The sequence below is a fragment of the Streptomyces sp. SID4985 genome (genome assembly GCF_009863025.1).
Taxonomy (GTDB): Bacteria; Actinomycetota; Actinomycetes; order Streptomycetales; family Streptomycetaceae; genus Streptomyces.
Genome location: NZ_WWIR01000529.1, coordinates 1 through 15,215, shown reverse-complemented (window position 1 = coordinate 15,215; position 15,215 = coordinate 1). Strand labels below are relative to the sequence as shown.

General features: G+C 71.3%; 14 protein-coding genes and 1 rRNA gene. 6 read left to right on the top strand and 9 right to left on the bottom strand.

Features of this window, described 5'->3' with window-relative positions; translation table 11 throughout:
• Positions 1-2: 2 nt before the first annotated feature.
• Positions 3-119 (top strand): 5S ribosomal RNA (gene rrf / locus GTW40_RS23060).
• Positions 120-197: 78 nt separating this feature from the next.
• On the opposite strand, the gene GTW40_RS23055 is transcribed toward rrf, so the two are convergent.
• On the bottom strand, positions 198-746 hold the full coding sequence (locus GTW40_RS23055) for an isochorismatase family protein (protein WP_161182098.1): 549 nt from the start codon (positions 744-746) through the stop codon (positions 198-200).
• A 92-nt stretch (positions 747-838) separates the two neighbouring features.
• Here GTW40_RS23055 and GTW40_RS23050 point away from each other — a divergent pair, with 92 nt between their 5' ends.
• Positions 839-1,399: a GNAT family N-acetyltransferase gene (locus tag GTW40_RS23050; protein ID WP_202486297.1), complete on the top strand. Its 561-nt coding sequence runs from the start codon at positions 839-841 to the stop codon at positions 1,397-1,399.
• Here GTW40_RS23050 and GTW40_RS23045 read toward each other — a convergent pair.
• From GTW40_RS23045 to GTW40_RS23015, 7 genes are all read right to left on the bottom strand, one after another.
• On the bottom strand, positions 1,388-2,869 hold the full coding sequence (locus tag GTW40_RS23045; protein ID WP_161182097.1) for a type VI secretion protein: 1,482 nt from the start codon (positions 2,867-2,869) through the stop codon (positions 1,388-1,390). The two genes, GTW40_RS23050 and GTW40_RS23045, sit on opposite strands and share 12 nt — an antisense overlap.
• Before the next feature lie 43 nt (positions 2,870-2,912).
• Positions 2,913-4,325: an ATP-binding protein gene (locus GTW40_RS23040; protein ID WP_161182096.1), complete on the bottom strand. Its 1,413-nt coding sequence runs from the start codon at positions 4,323-4,325 to the stop codon at positions 2,913-2,915.
• A 13-nt stretch (positions 4,326-4,338) separates the two neighbouring features.
• On the bottom strand, positions 4,339-5,895 hold the full coding sequence (locus GTW40_RS23035; protein WP_161182095.1) for an SCO6880 family protein: 1,557 nt from the start codon (positions 5,893-5,895) through the stop codon (positions 4,339-4,341).
• Positions 5,892-7,214, bottom strand: coding sequence for a hypothetical protein (locus GTW40_RS23030; protein WP_161182094.1), 1,323 nt, complete (start codon positions 7,212-7,214; stop codon positions 5,892-5,894). The genes GTW40_RS23035 and GTW40_RS23030 overlap by 4 nt, the downstream gene beginning before the upstream one ends.
• The gene (locus GTW40_RS23025) at positions 7,204-8,019 is read right to left on the bottom strand and encodes a hypothetical protein (RefSeq protein WP_161182093.1); all 816 of its coding nucleotides are present in this window, start codon (positions 8,017-8,019) and stop codon (positions 7,204-7,206) included. The genes GTW40_RS23030 and GTW40_RS23025 overlap by 11 nt, the downstream gene beginning before the upstream one ends.
• Positions 8,020-8,188: 169 nt before the next feature.
• The gene (locus GTW40_RS23020; RefSeq protein ID WP_018548503.1) at positions 8,189-8,497 is read right to left on the bottom strand and encodes a hypothetical protein; all 309 of its coding nucleotides are present in this window, start codon (positions 8,495-8,497) and stop codon (positions 8,189-8,191) included.
• Between the two features lie 288 nt (positions 8,498-8,785).
• On the bottom strand, positions 8,786-9,400 hold the full coding sequence (locus GTW40_RS23015; RefSeq protein ID WP_237525637.1) for a TetR/AcrR family transcriptional regulator: 615 nt from the start codon (positions 9,398-9,400) through the stop codon (positions 8,786-8,788).
• A gap of 116 nt (positions 9,401-9,516) precedes the next feature.
• Here GTW40_RS23015 and GTW40_RS23010 point away from each other — a divergent pair, with 116 nt between their 5' ends.
• From GTW40_RS23010 to GTW40_RS22995, 4 genes are all read left to right on the top strand, one after another.
• A complete protein-coding gene (locus tag GTW40_RS23010; protein ID WP_161182091.1) occupies positions 9,517-10,443 on the top strand; it encodes an oxidoreductase in 927 nt (308 codons plus the stop codon).
• A gap of 112 nt (positions 10,444-10,555) precedes the next feature.
• A complete protein-coding gene (locus GTW40_RS23005) occupies positions 10,556-11,311 on the top strand; it encodes a serine protease (protein WP_161182090.1) in 756 nt (251 codons plus the stop codon).
• Positions 11,312-11,504: 193 nt separating this feature from the next.
• Positions 11,505-12,461 (top strand): bifunctional lytic transglycosylase/C40 family peptidase, encoded by a 957-nt coding sequence (locus tag GTW40_RS23000; protein ID WP_272919032.1) that lies wholly within the window; start codon positions 11,505-11,507, stop codon positions 12,459-12,461.
• A gap of 227 nt (positions 12,462-12,688) precedes the next feature.
• Complete coding sequence (locus GTW40_RS22995) at positions 12,689-13,417, top strand: phosphatase PAP2 family protein (protein ID WP_161182088.1); 729 nt, start codon at positions 12,689-12,691, stop codon at positions 13,415-13,417.
• A gap of 300 nt (positions 13,418-13,717) precedes the next feature.
• Here the strand turns inward: GTW40_RS22995 and GTW40_RS22990 are convergent.
• On the bottom strand, positions 13,718-15,215 hold a 1,498-nt coding region (locus GTW40_RS22990), incomplete at its 5' end, for an FAD-binding oxidoreductase (protein WP_161182087.1).

Here is a 15,215-nt window from a genome sequence, read left to right as displayed (position 1 = left end):
GTTTCGGTGGTCATAGCGTGAGGGAAACGCCCGGTTACATTCCGAACCCGGAAGCTAAGCCTCACAGCGCCGATGGTACTGCAGGGGGGACCCTGTGGGAGAGTAGGACGCCGCCGAACAAATTTTAGGGAAAACCCCCGCACCGATTGGTGCGGGGGTTTTCTGCGTTCCGGACCCTTTTTGTTTCGGGGCCTTTTTCAGAAAGCGATGTCCGCCGTTTTCACGACGTCGGCTTCGCGGCCCGGTGCGTTGTGGAACTTCCAGTACAGGTTGGTGTGGGCGATGACCAGATCCGGGGTCGGGGCGCCGTACTGGCTCAGGTCCTCCGTGGTGTGGGCGTCGGCGACCAGCGTCGTGTCGTACCCGCGGACGATCGCGCCGTGCAGGGTCGAGCGGATGCAGATGTCTGTGGAGGCGCCGGTGACGATCACATGGCCCACCCGGAGGCCGGCGAGGACCGACTCCAGGTCGGTGTCGTCGAAGGAGTCCCCGTAGAGCTTGTGGATCAGGGGCTCGTCGTCGCGGCGCTTCAGCTCGGGGACGTACTCCCACTCCTTGCTGTCCTTCGGGAGACCGGCGTCGGAGTGCTGGACCCAGATCACTGGTACGTCGGCCGTGCGGGCCTTCTCGATCAGGGTGTTGATGTTCGCGATCACGCCGTCGCGGTCGTGGGAGCCGTTTACCACGCCGTTCTGGACGTCGATGACGAGGACGGCCGTCTGAGGCCGGTCGGAGAGTGTGGTCATGGGGGCACCCTAGGACGGACCACTGACAACTCGCGGGCAAGCTGGGGTAATTCGCTGGGAGGGATCGGGGAGCCGGTACTAGCGTGAAGCGCATGAGCACTGTGGATGTCGCTGGATATGTGGTCCGGGGGATACGCGCCGACGAGTGGGAGCGGGTGAAGGGGCTGCGGCTCGACGCGCTGCGGGATCCCGTGGCTCCGCTCGCCTTCCTGGACACGTACGAGAGTGCCGTCGCCAAGGAGGACCGGTTCTGGCAGGACCGGGCCGAGATGGCGGCGGAAGGGGCCATCAGGGGGCGGCAGTTCGTCGCCGAGGCGGCCGACGGGAGCTGGGTCGGGTCGGTGACCGTGCTCATGGAGCAGCCGGGCACGATGGACTGGTCGGGGCATCCGGTCGAGCGGCGGCAGGGGCATGTCGTCGGGGTGTTCCTGCGGGACGGGCACCGGGGCAACGGACTGATCCAGGCCCTGCTGGAGGCCGGTGTGGCGTGGGCGTGGGAGCAGGAGGCCGAGCGGGTGCGGCTGTTCGTGCACGAGGAGAACGAGCGGGCGCAGAAGGCCTACCTGAAGGCCGGGTTCGGGCCCACCGGGCTGGTCCTGTCCTTCTCCAAGGACGAGGAGGCCCACGAGCTGGAGTTCGCCCTAGACCGTTAGTTCCTCGTGCGGCCAGCGGGCCCTGGCCTGTTCGCGGGAGCGGAGCAGCGCCCGGGTGTCGAGGCCCTGGGCGATGCCGGTGGCGAGCAGGGCGGGGAGCTGGGGGACGGGGGCGACGGCCGCCACGTCCTCGAGGACCAGGGTGAGTGGTGGGTCGAGCCGACCGGAGGATGACCGTTCGGCCATGCGCCGGCCGTGCTCGACCACGCTGGAGACGAGGGCCGTCAGCAGGGGCATCGCGCCCGGGCTGGTCCGGGGGTCCTCGATGGTTTCACCGACCACATAGAGCGTGCCCCCTTCGTGGACGAAGGAATCCAGGGCGAGCGTGTCGGTTCGGTGAGGGGTGCAGGACTCGCGGACGTTGACCGTGGTGAGCGCGGAGAGCGCACGGCCGGTCAGTTCCTGGGCGATGTCCCGGCGGTCGGGGTGCGCGGTGAGCGCGGCCTCCAGTTCGCCCGCGGCGCCGGGCGCGGCCTTGGGATGGGTGCGCAGGACGCGTACCGCGTCCTGGATCTGGGTGCCCTGGGCCCACCGGTGGACGTGGCGGACCGTGCGGCCGTCCAGCGCGGCGGCGTGCAGACAGCTGCGCAGCAGGGTGACGGCGGTGTCCGCGACCGCCTGGTCGATCTTCGCCGAGGGGCGTACGGGGGCCAGGAGGGCCGTCGCGCGCTCCAGTGCCGTCGCCTTGTCCTCGCAGCCCGCCGTGGGGGACCAGTGGAGACGGGCCGGGGTGTCGCAGCGGTGGGTGGGGTCGTAGAGGAGCGTCGGGCCGAGCTTGGCGCGGGCGTCCTTGGTGTCCGCCCACAGCGCCGGGTCGGAGGTGACGACCACGGCGGCTCCGGGGGCGTCCTGGAGGGCCTGGAGGGCCGCCGCGTGGCGTTCCTGGGGGCTGCCGTAGAAGACGGGGCTCAGGGCCGGGAGCGGGGCTGCGGGGGGCGCCACGGGGGCTTCCGGGAGCGGCGGGGCGGGCTGTGGGGGCTCCGGGCGCGGTACGGGGACCGGGGCGGGTGCGGGGATCTCGTGGGCCGGGGCGGGGGCCTCGTACGGCTGGGCGGGGACCTCGTGCGTCGGCGGGGCGGGTGTCTCGGTGGCCCTTCGGGTTCTGCCCGCGCGCCAGCGGGCGAAGGTGCCGAGTACGAAGACCGCGAGGACGAAGAGGATCATCAGCTGGCCGATGAACAGGCCCCAGAACAGCCCCCAGCCGGGGAGTTGTCCTGGCGGGGTGCCGGGCCAGGCGCCCGCGATGTCGTGGGGGTCGCCGATGAGGTGGCGCATGGCGAGCGGGGTGCGGGTGAAGGCGAGCGGGTCGGGCCAGGCGCCCCTGGAGAAGAGGGCGCCGAGGCCCGTCGCCGTCCACACCAGCAGGGTCATGCCGAGGAGGAAGGCGAGCAGGCCCAGGAGCAGGCCGTCGGGGACGCCGCCCCGGGCCTGTGCCCCCGCGTCCCGGCCGCCTCGGTCGTCCGCTCTCACGCGTGCTCCCCCGCCCTTTCCGCCGACGCCACCGCCGGTTGTTCTACGCGACCGTCGACTCGGAGTCGCCCAGGTGCTGTTCCACGAAGGCGGCCGCCCGTCGCTCGGCCTCCAGTTCGGCGGCGAACAGCGCGTCGTCGGCCGACATCTCGCTGGAGGACTCGGTCATCGCGCGGTCGGTGAAGACCAGGGGGCGTTCGGTCTCGGTGATCAGGTGTTTGACCACCTGGACGTTGCCGTTGACGTCCCAGACGGCGATGCCGGGGGTGAGCGTCGGGATGATCTCGACGGCCCAGCGGGGCAGTCCGATGACCCGCCCGGTGGCCCGTGCCTCGTCGGCCTTCTGGGCGTAGATCGTCCGGGTGGAGGCCATCTTGAGGATCGCGGCGGCCTCCTTGGCGGCGGCGCCGTCTACCACGTCGGAGAGGTGGTGGACGACCGCGACGAAGGAGAGGCCGAGGCGGCGGCCGAACTTCAGCAGCCGCTGGAACAGCTGGGCCACGAACGGGCTGTTGATGATGTGCCACGCCTCTTCGACCAGGAAGATGCGCTTCTTGCGGTCGGGCCTGATCCAGGTGTGCTCCAGCCACACGCCGACGATCGCCATGAGGATCGGCATGGCGATGGAGTTGCGGTCGATGTGGGAGAGGTCGAAGACGATCAGCGGGGCGTCCAGGTCGATGCCGACCGTGGTCGGGCCGTCGAACATGCCGCGCAGGTCGCCGTCCACCAGGCGGTCGATGACCAGGGCGACGTCCAGGCCCCAGGCGCGTACGTCGTCCAGGGCGACGTTCATCGCCTCGGCCGACTCCGGCTCGGGGTGGCGCAGTTGCTCGACGATGTCCATGAGGACCGGCTGGCGGTCGACGACGGTCTCGTTGACGTAGGAGTGGGCGACCTTGAGGGCGAAGCCCGCGCGTTCGTCCAGGCCGTGGCCCATGGCGACCTCGATGATCGTGCGGAGCAGCGCGAGCTGGCCCGTGGTGGTGATCGCGGGGTCGAGCGGGTTGAGGCGGATGCCGTGGTTGAGGGCGGCGGTCGGGTCGAGCCGGATGGGGGTTATCCCCAGCTCCTCCGCGATGAGGTTCCATTCGCCGACGCCGTCCTCGCCCTGGGCGTCCAGGACGACGACCTGGCGGTCCCGGAAGCGGAGCTGGCGCAGGACGTATGTCTTCTCCAGCGCCGACTTGCCGTTGCCGGACTCGCCGAGGACGAGCCAGTGCGGGGCGGGGAGCTGCTGGCCGTAGAGCTGGAAGGGGTCGTAGATGTACCCCTTCCCGGAGTAGACCTCGCGGCCGATGATGACGCCCGAGTCACCGAGGCCGGGGGCCGCGGTGGGCAGGTAGACCGCCTGGGCCTGGCCGGTGGAGGTGCGCACCGGGAGGCGGGTGGTCTCGACCTTCCCGAACAGGAAGGACGTGAAGGCGTCGGTGACGGCGGACAGCGGATCCCGCATGGAGAGCCCCTACCTATCGGATGCCGGTGGCGAACGGGAGGGTGTTCACGAACGCGCGGTGGTGCTCGCGGTCGCACCACTCCAGCTTCAGGTACGACTTGCCCGCGGAGGCCCGGATGGTGCGCTTGTCTCGGTTGAGGGCCTCCGGGGAGCGGGCGGAGACGGTGATGTACCCGACGAGGTTGACGCCGGCCGCGCCGCTGGCGAGGTCCTCGCCGCGCTGGTCGAGGCGGTTGTGGGCGGCGATGTCGCGCGGGTCGACGGTGCGGTTCATCTTGGCGGCGCGGGAGGCCTCGGCCTCGTCGTTGGTCTTCTCGGTGAGCATGCGCTCGATGGCGACCTCGGTGGGTTCGAGGTCCATGGTGACGGCGACCGTGCGGATGACGTCCGGGGTGTGGACGAGCAGCGGGGCGAGGAAGTTGACGCCGACGGGGGTCATCGGCCACTCCTTGACCCACGCGGTGGCGTGGCACCAGGGGGCGCGGGTCGAGGACTCGCGGGTCTTGGCCTGGAGGTAGGTGGGCTCCATGGCGTCGAGTTCGGCGGGCCAGGCGTTGCGCCGGGTCATGGCCTGGATGTGGTCGATGGGGTGGTCCGGGTCGTACATGGAGTGCACGAGGGAGGCCAGTCGGCTCTGGCCGAGCGGCTGGCGGACCCGGATGTCGGCCTCCTGCAGGCGCGAGCAGATGTCGGTCAGCTCGCGGGCCATGACGATGGCGAGTCCGGCGTCGCGGTCGAGCCTGCGGCCAGCCTGGGGGCGGGCGGCGCGGGCCATGGCGTGGGCCTCGGAGGCCAGTTCGCGGTTGTAGCTCATGCAGGCGACCAGATAGGCGCGGTGCTGCTCGCTGCTGGTGGAGACCATGGACTGGAGCTGGTCGTAGGACTGCTGGAGCCAGTCGGGGGAGCGGACGTCGCCGCGCAGGGCGACGTCCTTGGCGTGGGCGTCGGGGTCGGCGGGCAGCGTGCGGGCCAGCATCTGGATGCGGGTGACGAAGCCGTCGCCGTTGGCCACGTGCTTGAGGAGGGTGCCGAAGCGGTCGACGAGGGCTTCCTGGTCCTCGGAGTCGCGCAGGCCGACGCCGGGGCCCTCGATCTCGATGGCGGCGGTGACGGTCTTGCGGTCGGCGTGCAGCAGTACGGCGATCTCGTCGGGGCCGAAGGGGGCGGCGAGCCAGTTGATGCGGCCGATGCCCGGGGGCGGGCCGATCTCCACCTCGCGGCCGTCCAGACGGGTGCCCGCCTCCATGACGGCGGAGCGGTAGACGGCGCCGCGCTTGACGGTGCGCTTGTAACTGCGGTTGATCTCGAACCACTTGTAGAAGGTACGGCGCTTGTACGGCACGTAGACGGCGGCGAGCGCGAGCATCGGGAAGCCGGTCAGCAGCGCGATCCGCAGGGGGAGCGCGGGGACGAGGAGGCCGCACATCATGCCGAGGAAGGCGCCCACGACGATGAGCGCGATCTCGCCGGACTCGCGGTTCCGGCCGATGATCGCGTTCGGCCGGGCCCGGCCGATGAGATACGTACGGCGGGGCGTGACCGGATGGGACAGATGGGACTCGGTCGTCAACGCCCTTCACCTCCAGTGCGGTTGGTGCTGCTCTTGCGGGTGTCTCCGGCGTGCGGGCTCGCGGCCGGGCCGGGGGCGCGGGGCGCGGGGGTCGCGGCGCCGCCGCCCTGCGGGGTACGGCCGCTGTGGGCGGCCACGCCGCCGCTGGCGGGGTTGGCGGAGCGGGGCGTGTTGGAGCCGCCGCCGCCCGCGTTGCTGTCGGCGCGGGTGCTGTGGGTCTTGATGCCCTGGGCGACGAGGGTGGCGGGGGAGCTGATGACGGCGGCGGCCTTGTTCTCGGCGCCCTGCATGATGCGGTTGTTGCGGGAGCCGGCGATCTCGTCGCCGAAGCCGGGGACGAAGCGGTAGATCATCGCGCTGGCGAAGATGGCGAGCAGGATGATGGCGAGGCCGGAGACGACGGCGCCGAAGGCGTCCGGGCCGTTGTCGCCGGAGAGGGCGCCGGCGAGGCCGAGCACGATGACGATGACCGGTTTGACCAGGATGACGGCGATCATGATCCCGGCCCAGCGGCGGACGTGGCCCCAGAGGTTCTTGTCGACGAGTCCGGCGTAGACGACGGTGCCGAGGAGGGCGCCGACGTAGAGCAGGGCGGCGCGGATGACGAGCTCCAGCCAGAGGACGCCTGCGGCGAGGATGCTGACCAGGGAGACGACGATCAGCATGATCGGGCCGCCGCCGATGTTGTCGCCCTTGTCGAGGGCGCCGGAGAAGGTGCCGAAGAAGGTGTCCGCCTGGTCGCCGGTCGCCTTGGCGAGGACGTCGGTGACGCCGTCGGTCGCCGAGACGACGGTGTAGAGGATCAGCGGGGTGAAGGCGGAGGCCAGCACCGTGAGCCACAGGAAGCCGACGGCCTCCGAGATGGCGGTGGTGAGGGGGACGCCGCGGACGGCCCGCTTGGCCACGGCCAGCAGCCACAGGACGAGGGTGAGGATCGTGGACGCCGCGAAGACGATCGCGTACTGCTGCAGGAACTTCTGATTCGTGAAGTCGACGTTCGCCGTCGCCTTCACCGCGTGACTGAGCTTCTGAATGGTCCAGGAGGCGGCGTCGGCACAGCCTTTGGCTAGGGAGGAGAGGGGGTCGAGGGTAGATGTCAGGGGGTTGTCGGGGGTGAGGGTCTTACCCCCACCTCCGCTGCCGCCCTTGTCCCTCTCACACAGGTCCCGGGCCGATCCGTGGATCAGGTCGCACGCGCTGTTGCTCCCGGTCGGCGTGGGGGTGGGCGCGGCGAAGGCGCGGGTGGCCGTGAGGACGGCGGCCGTCTGGACTGCGGTGAGAACGGCGCCCAGCCAGAGAAAGCGGCGGTCAACGGGCATAGGTGAACCCTCCGTACTCCTCGACGGCCTTCGACATCTCGTCTGCGCCGGACGCCTTGTCGTCCCCGGGGACCGGGGCCGGTCCCTCTTCCTGGGAATTCGTGTCGATCTTCCAGTCTCCGGCGACCCAGCGGAGGTTCATGGTGATGGTGAACCAGTCGTTGGTGACGGGGTTGGTGGACTTGCCGCCCGCGATGCCGAGCAGGCCGCCGCACCAGACCGCGACCGTGACGTTGTCGGGCCCGGCCTTGGTGACCTTGGTGCCGATCGGAGTGGTGCGCGAGACGAAGGTGGAGCCGGCCGGGGCCGCGCCGTTCTTGTCGAGACCGAGGCTCTGGTTGAAGGCGGAGGTGTACGCGTTGTCCAGGTCGGACTGTGAACGGGTGACTCTGGAAGGGACCATGACGGTCTGGAGGATGCGGTCGCGCTCGGCCTTGGCGAACATGCCCGCCGAACCCAGGGCGACCGCGTAGTTCGCCGCCGCGCTCTCCGCCCCCTGTCGGCTGTGCGCGTAACCCGTAGGGATCCCGCCCGTCTTCGCGCCCACCGGATCCGTGCCGGTCGGGGACGTGGCGGAGGTGCTGGGGTGGTTGCCGGAGGGGGTGTTCTTGTCCGTCGTGGTGTTCCGGGGGGAGTCGCCGCGGTTCGCGAAGGCGATCGCCGCGATCAGGACGACGACCACGCCGACGACGGTGACCAGGCCGCGGGAGGAGTTGCGGCGGGGGGAGTGGGTGTAGGGGTCCTCGGGCAGGCGGAGGCGGGTGCGGGCCGTGTCGGTGTAGCCGTGTTCGTCTCCGGGACTCATGCCGCGTCCGCCCTCTCCGCCTCGTAGACATACGACGGTAGCCGTGCTGGTTCCCGCGCGGGCGCGGTGTGGTGACTCGACATCAGGGAAACGCAACCTCAGCCGGTGGGCACGACGGGCGGATGGGACGAGAGGGGGAGGGCGGGGCGGGGGCGGAGGAGACGGGGCGTCAGACCGCCATGCCGTACACGATGGTGAACAGCGTGCCGAGGGAGCCGATGATGAAGACCCCGGTCAGGCCCGCGATGATGAGTCCCTTGCCCTGCTCCGCGCTGAAGGTGTCGCGCAGCGCGGTCGCGCCGATGCGCTGTTTCGCCGCGCCCCAGACCGCGATGCCGAGGCAGAGCAGGATGGCGACGGCCATCACCACCTCGATCATCACCTTCGCTTCGTTGCCCAGGGTGCCGAAGGGGCCCCAGTCCGGAGCGATCCCGCCGATGATGGTGTTGATGTCTCCCTTGTCGGCCGCGAAGAGCATGTAAGTCACCGCCCCTGATGGGTAGTTCCGAGAGGACCCCGCGGTGTGCAGAGGTCACGCCTCATTCTCGCCGACAACGTCGCCGTCGTATGTCGACTTGACGTCATTGACTGGCGGGTTTCGTACGAATACTTCGTACGGTCACTCTGTGTATCACGGCAGGTCACGCCGGGCAACGACGCAGGTGCGAAACCTGCGACGTGGTTTCGTCGTTGGGCTTTTCTATGGCTTGAAACGGTTTCTGACGGCCGGTCGGGTGAGGCGTCGCGCCGATGTTCTCACGGGGGGTCAGGTTCGGCGGGGCTTCAGGCCGTGCAGCAGCAGGTGGACGTGCTCGTCGAGGCCGGTCATCGCGTCGTCGGCGTCCAGGGCGCAGCCGGCGATGAGGGCGGCGAGGCCGTGCAGGCTCGCGGCGGCGACCAGGGTGATGCGCTCGGGGTCGCCCTGGACGATCTCGCCGCGCTCCTGGGCGTCGGTGAACAGCCGGGTCAGGGAGCCGAGGGTCCGGTCGACGGCCGCCGCGAGGTGGTCGGAGCCTGCGGGCTCGTGCTTGCGCGCGAACATCAGCTCGAGGAGTTCCGGGTTCTCGATCGCGAAGCCGAGGTAGGCGCGGGCGAGGGCGGTCATGCGCTGTTCGAGGGGCGCGCCGGGGTCGGCGGCGGTGGCGGCGGTCAGGGCCCGGTCCAGGCGCTCGTAGCCGTCGAGGGCGAGGGCGTCGAGGAGGGCCTGCTTGTCCTTGAAGTGACGGCCGGGGGCCGCGTGGCTGACGCCGGTGGCGCGGGCCAGTTCGCGCAGGGAGAGAGCGGCCGCGCCCTTCTCGCGCAGGGTGCGTTCGGCGTTCTCGAGCAGGGCGGCGCGCAGGTCTCCGTGGTGGTACGGGCGGGTTGTGGGGGTGCGCGGCATGGGCGCCATGGTATCCCGATGTTGACGGCGTCAGCTTTGTTGTCGGCGTCCAGTTTGTTGTCGACGCCATCATTGTTGTCATTGACAGCATTGTTGTCGATGCCTACATTGAGGGCATGGCCGATACGAGCGAAACGGCGCGCGCGGCGCGCTCATGGAACGCGTCCCAGCTGCCCGACCAGAGCGGCCGCACGGCCGTGGTCACCGGCGCCAACAGCGGCATCGGCTTCGCCGCCGCCGACGCGCTGGCCCGGGCCGGGGCGCATGTGGTGTTCGCGGTGCGCGACCCCGCGCGGGGCGAGGCGGCCGCGGCACGGGTGGCGGGCAGCACCGAGGTGCGCCGCCTGGACCTGGCCGACCTGGACTCGGTACGGGCCTTCGCCGACGCCTGGTCGGGCCCGCTGGACCTGCTGATCAACAACGCGGGCGTGATGATGCTCCCGGAGGGCCGGACCAAGCAGGGCTTCGAGACCCAGTTCGGCACCAACCACCTCGGGCACTTCGCCCTCACCAATCTGCTGCTCCCGCACGTCACCGACCGGGTCGTGACCGTCTCCTCCGAGCTCCACCGGGGCGGCGACGGCGTGATCGACTTCGAGAACCCGAACCTGCGCGGCCGCTACACCCCGACCCGCGCCTACGCCCAGTCCAAGCTGGCCAACCTCCTCTTCACCCTGGAACTCCAGCGCCGCCTGGCCGAGGCGGGCTCCCTGGTGCGCGCCCTCGCGGCCCACCCCGGGTACGCGGCCACCAACCTGCAGAGCCACGCCGCGAACCCGCTGATGCGGGCCTTCATGGCCATCGGCAACAAGGTCGTCGCCCAGGACGACCGGGGCGGCGCGCTGCCCACGCTCTACGCCGCCACCCAGGACCTGCCCGGCGCCTCGTACGTCGGCCCCGGCAGCCTCGGCGGGATGCGTGGCGCCCCGGCCCTGGCCGGCCGCAGCCACGCCGCCAGCGACCCGGCGGCCGCCCGCCGTCTGTGGACCCTGTCGGAGGAGCTGACGGGGGTGGCCTGGGAGCCGGTGGCGCCCGCACGGTGAGGTCCGGGCTCCGCCGTTCAGGCGGAGTACAGGATTCCGGTGAGCGGTTCACAGAGAAATCTCAGAGAAGTCGCAGCGGGTTTCTCACCTCCCCGGGTAACAGTGACCTCTGATGAAGCGCAGCTTTCGCATCCCGGTCACGTCCCGGCCCGCGTTGCTCGGGGCGGTGGTGATGCTTGCCCTGACCTCGGCGTCCGTGGCCGTCGCCGACGAGGGGACGGGGCCTCTCGGGGTCACGGCCCTGGCCGGGGTGTCGGCGCGCGGGGCGCGGGTGGGGGCGCTGTTCCGGGCCGGGCGGGGCGGGCGGCCGAAGGGCGGGCACTACTGCACCGCCTCCGTGGTGCACAGCGCGCACCGGGATCTGGTCGTCACCGCCGCGCACTGTGTGGCCGGGGTTCCCGGAGACCTGGTGTTCGTGCCGGGGTACCGGAACGGGTGGGCGCCGTACGGGGTGTGGAAGGTCGCGGCGCGGGTGCTGCCCGAGCGGTGGGACGAGGACAGTGACGTGGCCTTCGCCCGGCTCGGTGCGCGGGGCGGGAAGCGGGTCGAGGACGTCGTCGGGGGCAACCGGTTCGTCGCCGGCACGGCCACCGGGGCGACCGCCGTGACCGTGACCGGGTATCCCGACTCCCGCGAGGTACCGATCAGCTGCACCAACAAGCCCGTCGCGCACAGCCGTACCCAACAGCGCATCGCCTGCCCGGACTTCACCAGCGGCACCAGCGGAAGCCCCTGGATCAACGGCGACGGACAGGTCGTCGGGGTGCTCGGCGGGCACGAGCGCGGGGGTTCCACCCCGAACGTCTCCTACAGCGTCGTACTGGGGCGCGGGGCGGCCCGGCTGTACACGAGCGCGGCGACGGGCTGAGCGGAGCCGCCCCCGGCGGGAGACGCGGCGCCGACCGGCGAGGAGCCGAGGGCTGTAAAAGCGTCATCTGCCCCGTACGCGGCATGAAATGGCGCCACTTCGACAAGAAATGGCGATGAACCGCGCGCCCGTGGGGCAGTGTTGGGGCGTGCGGAAGGTATGGGTGATCGGCGGCATCGCCGCAGGGCTCGGCATGGGCTTCGTCATGCTGCTCGTCGTCGGGGTGTACGTCATCGGCGGGAACCTCGCCAACGGGGTCGCCACCGGGGGCCGGGGGCTCGCCAGGGGGGCCGTGCCGGCCGCGTACCAGAACCTCGTGCAGCGGTGGGGCAATCTGTGCCCCGCGCTCACCCCGGCCCTGCTCGCCGCGCAGCTCTACCAGGAGAGCGGGTGGAACCCGACCGTCGTCAGCCCGGCCGACGCCCGGGGCATCGCGCAGTTCATCCCGAGCACCTGGGCGACGCACGGCATCGACGGCAACGGCGACGGCAGGCGGGACATCTGGAACCCGGACGACGCGATCCCCTCGGCCGCCTCCTACGACTGCGAACTGGCCAAGTACGTCAAGGACGTTCCGGGTAACACCACCGACAACATGCTCGCCGCCTACAACGCGGGCGCGTACCGGGTGATAAGGGCGGGCGGCATCCCCGCGATCTCCGAGACGCGGAACTACGTCAAGCGCATCCGGGCGCTGTCGGAGAGCTTCGCCGCTCCCGAGAGCCGGATCGACCCCTCCCGGCAGGCCGCCGGGGCCATCGGGTTCGCGCAGAGCAGGCTCGGCACGCCGTATCTGTGGGGCGGCAACGGCACCGCGGCGGAGGGCGGCCGGTTCGACTGCTCGGGGCTCACCAAGGCGTCGTACGCGAGCGTGGGGATCGAGCTGCCCCGGGTGGCCAACGACCAGTACAACGCGGGACCGCATCCGTCACGGGATCAACTGCTCCCGGGGGACCTGGTGTTCTTCTCGCACGACCTGACCGATTCACGGGCCATCCACCACGTGGGCATCTACGTCGGCGGCGGCTATATGATCGACGCCCCCCGTACCGGGGCCGTGATCCGGTTCGATCCCATCGACACCTCCGAGTACTTCGGTGCCACCCGTGTCACCGAGGATGGCGCGAAAGCGCTTCCCACGAAGGTGTGAGCAGAGCGTGAACCACCCCCCTGAGCTGCGGCGATGAGTCTCTCTTCGATAACGTCTGCGTGATCATTCGGTGGAGGGTGGAACGCACCGGCAGGGGCTGTGCGTTCCTGTTGGCGTAGCCGAGCGGACGTCAGTGCGCCAGAGCAGCGGAAGCGGATCTACGAACCACGGGGGCCGGACGGCGCACACCAGGTGCGCCGGGAAGACGACGAAGGGGCCGCAGCACCATGGCTGTACTCGCCGCATCGGCTGTACTCGCCGAATCCGGATCTAACCCCGACGTCGAGCTGCTGTACGACATCAACGGCCTGGCGAAGGCCGCGCCGCACTGGTTCGACCGGGTCATGGAGTTCGTCGGCGAGTACGGGCTGCCCGTCGCCATGGTGCTCCTCATCCTCGGCTGCTGGCTGAGCGTGCGACGCCGGGGCGGCAGGGAGGCCGCGCCCGCGGTGGCCGCGCTGGTGTGGGCGCCGCTCGCGGCCGCGCTCGCCGTCGTGGTGAACGCGCCGATCCGCAACTTCGTCGAGCGGCCCAGACCGTTCGTCGACCACCAGGGGCTCGACGTACTGATCGCGGGCAAGAGCGACTTCTCCTTCTGCAGCGACCACGCGACGATCACCATGGCGATGGCCGTCGGCCTGTTCGTCGCCAACCGCCGCTTCGGGCTGGCGGGCATCGCGATCGCCCTCCTTGAGGGCTTCTGCCGGGTCTACATGGGCGTGCACTACCCGACCGACGTGGTCGGCGGCTTCGCGCTGGGCACGGCGGTCGCGCTGCTGCTGTCGCCGCTCGCCTCGGCCCTGCTGACCCCGCTGATGAAGGCGATCGAGCGCTCGCCGCGCGTGGGATGGCTGGTGAGCGCCCGCTCGGCCCCCGGCGACCGCGACGGCACCGTGCTCTCCGGCGGCCGCAGGTCCACCGGGGCGGGCACGGGCGACAAGGACCTGGCCGCGTAAGCCCGGCGGGGCTTCGGCGGAGAGGCTGCGGCTCCGCCGGGCCCTGCGGCTCCGGCGATCCCTGCGACTTCGTCGGGCCCTGTGGTGCCGTCAGGTCCGCGCGCCCCGCCCGCGACCCCTGCGACTTCGTCGGAGCCCCGCGGTTCCGGCTGCCCCTGCGACCCCGTCAAGCTTCCACGCCCCGCCAGAGCTTGTAGCCACGTCAGAACCCTCGTGACCCCGCCAGAGCCCCTGGCGAGGTCGCCAGACATCCCGCGCCCCCGTCACCCCTGTGACCCCGTCAGCCCCCTCCGGCACCCCTCAGAGTCCCTGCGGCGAGGTGAAGAAGCGCTTCGGGTCGTAGCTCTTCTTCACCTCGGCCAGCCGGGCGGAGGCGCTGCCGTAGTACGCGGTGCGCCAGTTGGTGAGCGTCGGGTCCGTGTAGTTCTGGTACGCCGCTCCCGACGCGTACGGCCGCATCGCGCCGTGGGCCGCGTCCAGCCAGGAGCGGGCCGCGTTGCCGGAGGTGCCCTCGGTCCAGGAGACGATGTACTGGGCCAGCATCCGTGAGCGCCGGTGCACGAAGGCGGTCGCGGTGGGGGAGACCCGGTTGACGGCGCCGCCGAGCGCGGTGAGCGCGATGCTGCCCGCGCCGCCGCGCACCGCGCCGATCTGCCTCAGCAGGGTCTGGATGCCCGCCGCCGACAGGGAGTGGTCGAAGAAGTCCGAGTGGGCCGCGTAGGTCTCGCGGCGCAGCGCACCGCGCGGGGAGCGGCCGGGGGTGGTGCCGGGCAGATGGCACTGGGCGTCCGTGGCGAGGCCCGAGCAGCCCGCGTAGATCTCCATGGCCTCCTCGTAGCCCCGGCGGCGCAGGGTGACGGAGGAGGCGTTCGCGCCCGCGCTGTGGGCGAGGCGGTCCATGGCGTTCTGGAGGCCGCCGTAGGTGCCCAGTGAGAAGCAGGAGACGGAGACGGTCGGGGTGCGGCCCGGGGAGCACTCCAGGTGCAGCGCGGACCAGATCTCGTCCGGCTGGGAGGGGCCCCACTCCTGCCAGGCCCTCACCACGGCCGTCGCCTTCGACCAGGGCCAGGAGAGGTACGCGGTCACGGCTTTCGGGGCCGGGTGGGTGCGGAAGCGCAGCTCCGTGACGACGCCGAAGTTGCCGTTGCCCGCGCCGCGCAGGGCCCAGAAGAGGTCGGCGTGCTGCTTGGCGTCGGCGGTGACCTCGGTGCCGTCGGCGGTGATCAGGGTGGCCCGGGTGAGGTTGTCGCAGGTCAGGCCGTAGGCGCGGGAGGCGACGCCGTGGCCGCCGCCGAGGACCAGGCCGGAGACGCCGACGGTGGGGCAGGAACCGGCGGGGATGGTCACGCCCTTGGCGGCCAGGCCCCGGTAGACGTCGATCAGCTTGGCGCCCGCGCCGACGACCGCCTGGCCGCCGCTCGCGCTCACCTTGTTCAGTGCGGAGACGTCCAGGATCAGGCGGCCGTCTCCGGAGGAGTAACCGCCGTAGGAGTGGCCGCCGTTGCGGATCGCGACCTTGATGCCGTGGGCGCGGGCGTAGGCGAGGACGGTGCGGATGTCGCCGGTGTGGGCCGGGTAGGCGACGGCGGCCGGACGCAGGCCGTCGAAGCGGGTGTTGTAGAGCCGGCGGGCCGGGGTCCAGTTCGCGTCGCCGGGGCGGAGCAGGGTGCCGTCGAGGTCGTGGCCGAGCCCGCTCAAGTTCTTGGCGGCCGGGCGGGTGCCGCCGGGGCTGCCCTTGGCGGTCAGGGCGGTGGTGGCGGTGGGCAGCGTGGCCGACGAGGGGCCCGGGGCGGGGCGC